3 protein-coding genes are annotated in these 2,755 nt (G+C 34.2%); 2 read left to right on the top strand and 1 reads right to left on the bottom strand.

Annotation, left to right across the window (positions count from 1 at the left end):
• Positions 1-102: 102 nt before the first annotated feature.
• Positions 103-1,047 carry an IS1595 family transposase gene (locus tag DXA54_RS27770; RefSeq protein ID WP_120081198.1) on the top strand — a complete coding sequence of 315 codons (945 nt, stop codon included), beginning with the start codon at positions 103-105 and terminating at the stop codon, positions 1,045-1,047.
• Complete coding sequence (locus DXA54_RS27765; protein ID WP_243647704.1) at positions 1,040-1,927, top strand: KilA-N domain-containing protein; 888 nt, start codon at positions 1,040-1,042, stop codon at positions 1,925-1,927. The genes DXA54_RS27770 and DXA54_RS27765 overlap by 8 nt, the downstream gene beginning before the upstream one ends.
• Before the next feature lie 51 nt (positions 1,928-1,978).
• Here DXA54_RS27765 and DXA54_RS27760 read toward each other — a convergent pair whose 3' ends face one another.
• Entirely contained in the window at positions 1,979-2,383 is a 405-nt protein-coding gene (locus tag DXA54_RS27760) for a hypothetical protein (protein WP_120081196.1), read from the bottom strand.
• Positions 2,384-2,755: the final 372 nt, after the last annotated feature.

The raw sequence follows: 2,755 nt of genomic DNA, 5'->3' as shown, positions 1-2,755 counted from the left end.
AGGCAACTATACTTTAATTACACCAAAATAGAAAATTTTCCCAAATATTATTTGGATATTATGTAAATAACTACTATATTTGTGATATAAAAAAGTGTTCTTATGTTTAATAGTAGATTCACATCCCTATCAGATTTGCGGAAGGCTTTTCCAACAGAGCAATCCTGCATAGATTATTTGGAAGAAAGACGGTGGCATGGAAACGTAGTTTCCCCATTCGATAAAACTTCCAAAGTCTACAAGTGCAAAGATAATAAATATCGTTGTAAAAACACAGGAAAATACTTCGATGTTAAGACAAAAACTATTTTTCAAGGAACAAGAATTCCTTTGATTAGTTGGTTTGAAGCAATATGGACGATTTTATCCTACAAAAAAGGTATTTCTTCCGTTCAGCTAGGAGAAAACATTAAAGTATCACAAAAGACAGCATGGTTTATGATGCACCGAATTCGGAAAGCATTAGGAATAGACAATGATGTTGGAAGTGAAGATGAGGGTGGAGGTGGTAAATTAAGCGGAACTGTAGAGATCGACGAGACTTTTATTGGAGGAAAGAACAAGAACAGGCATTGGAACAAGAAAGTTCCAAGAAGTCAAGGTAGGTCTTTCAAAGATAAAACGCCAGTGTTTGGATTAATACAACAAGGTGGAAAGGTGATAGCGAAGGTCGTTCCTAATACACAGGTTAAAAATCTTTCGCCATTAATCCTAAGATATGTCAAGTTAGGAAGTGATCTTTATACTGATGAATGGAATTATGGAAAGAAAGCTGATACGTTATATAATCATCAAAACGTAAACCATAAGAAAGGATTCTACGGAAAAGGGGCATTCACTACTAATCATATAGAAAACTTTTGGTCGGTAGTTAAACGAGGTGTTATCGGTGTATATCATTATTGGTCTAGGAGACACATGCAGAAATACATAGATGAATTTGTCTACAGATTTAATAGGAGAGAACTCACTAATCGAGAAAAGTTTGACCGACTTTTAGAGAACTTAGAGTATAGATTAACGTATAAAGAATTAGTATATGGCTGATAAAGAACCAAACTTTCAAATGACATTTGCCTTTATTGATAGGCAAATAGATAACAATATTATTCAACAAAGAATGTTGGATGGATATATTAATGCTACGGCTATCTGTAAGGCTTCTAAAAAAAACTTTGCAGATTATAGAAGACTAAAAAATACAAATGAGTTTCTTGATGAACTTTCTGCCGAAATGGAGATTCCCATAACGGCTCTTATTCAAACAATTAAAGGTGGAGTACCTGAATTACAAGGCACATGGGTACATCCTTACGTAGCTACAAATTTGGCACAATGGGCTAGCGCAAAAACCGCTGTTAAAGTAAGTATATGGGTAACAGAATGGATAAATGGTGATATAAAGCCACAGCCTACAATGCCATATCATTTACAAAGATACTTGCTTAATGAAGGGAAAATACCTAAAGATAAATATTTCTCTGTTTTCAATGAAATTGTGTTTAGTCTTATTGCACCTCTTGAACAATTGGGCTATACATTACCTGATAATCTAGTACCCGATATTTCAGAAGCAAAAATATTTTGTGATTGGCTACGCAAAGAAAAGGGAGTTGAGCCTAAAAACTTTCCAACTTATGACCATGAATATAGTGATGGTAGAATTGTTAAAGCTAGATTATACCCTAATGATTACCTTGCTAATTTTAGAGCACATTTTAATGACGTATGGCTGTATCAGAGGGCGCAAAAGTATTTCTCGAATAGAGATAAAACGGCATTACCGTATGTTCAGAAAATGATATTACAGTTACCAAAAGCAGAACAAGAACAGATAAAAATGTTACCTGACAAATCAAAAGAAGAACCTCCGAACGATGATTTCGACAAAGGAATAGACAAGATACTGGGATTTGAAGAGGATTGAAATAGAATGACCGGAGTTTATCGCTCCGGTCACATAATTGGCTTCTAAGAACTATCTCTTTGAGAAATTATCTGTTGATGAACTTCCCCAATCCGTTGAAGAATTATACTTCCAATAATAAGTAGTTGTCATTGCAGAACCGGATATTTGTGCACTTTCATATCTATATTCAGCAATCCCATAATACTTGATGATAAAATTGTTAAAGGTAACTTGATTGTCTTTCATAGAGTACTTCCCTGTTGAAAGACTTCCTACCATCACAAAATTGGTATCAGTGAAATAACCTTCAACATTTGAATCGGAAGTAAATTTAATAATAATGTAATGATTGTCCGCAAATTTGGTTATCCATTCTGTGCCGGATAAGGAATTGTTCTCATCATCGCTTGAACACGCAGAGAACGTTAAAAACATAGCTGTAAGTAACAGCGTCATACTTAAAAACTTTTTCATAAACTTGAAATTTTATGGTTAATACTAAAAATAAAGGGTCGCCAATTTCAGCGATAACCACGCATTACAAGTTACAAGAAAGCGTAGACTATCGCCCATACGCCTTCTTGGCTCACCACAAGCCACAATACATTATGGGGAAGTCTACGCCTATAAGGTTTCAACTCGCCCAATATGTATTGGTTCATTTATAGCTCGTTTAATTTCCGAGGTGGTGATTCAGAAGGCGATTGAGCTATTTTATGTCGTTACAATGATTGGAAAAGTCCAATCTTATTTGTATATTTGGTGCAAATATAACAAATAGTTTAAATGTTATAATCATAAACGTGAATTTTTTAAATATTAATGTAAACAAGGTATAGTTGCCTT

This window comes from Bacteroides sp. OF03-11BH (genome assembly GCF_003604005.1).
GTDB lineage: Bacteria > Bacteroidota > Bacteroidia > Bacteroidales > Bacteroidaceae > Bacteroides > Bacteroides ovatus.
This window is presented reverse-complemented; position numbering and strand designations above follow the sequence as displayed.

What these genes read in the sequence shown, in the direction of transcription:
- DXA54_RS27770 (WP_120081198.1), top strand. Translation starts at nt 103, where the DNA reads ATGTTTAATAGTAGATTCACATCCCTATCAGATTTGCGGAAGGCTTTT.
- DXA54_RS27765 (WP_243647704.1), top strand. Translation starts at nt 1,040, where the DNA reads ATGGCTGATAAAGAACCAAACTTTCAAATGACATTTGCCTTTATTGAT.
- DXA54_RS27760 (WP_120081196.1), bottom strand. Translation starts at nt 2,383, where the DNA reads ATGAAAAAGTTTTTAAGTATGACGCTGTTACTTACAGCTATGTTTTTA.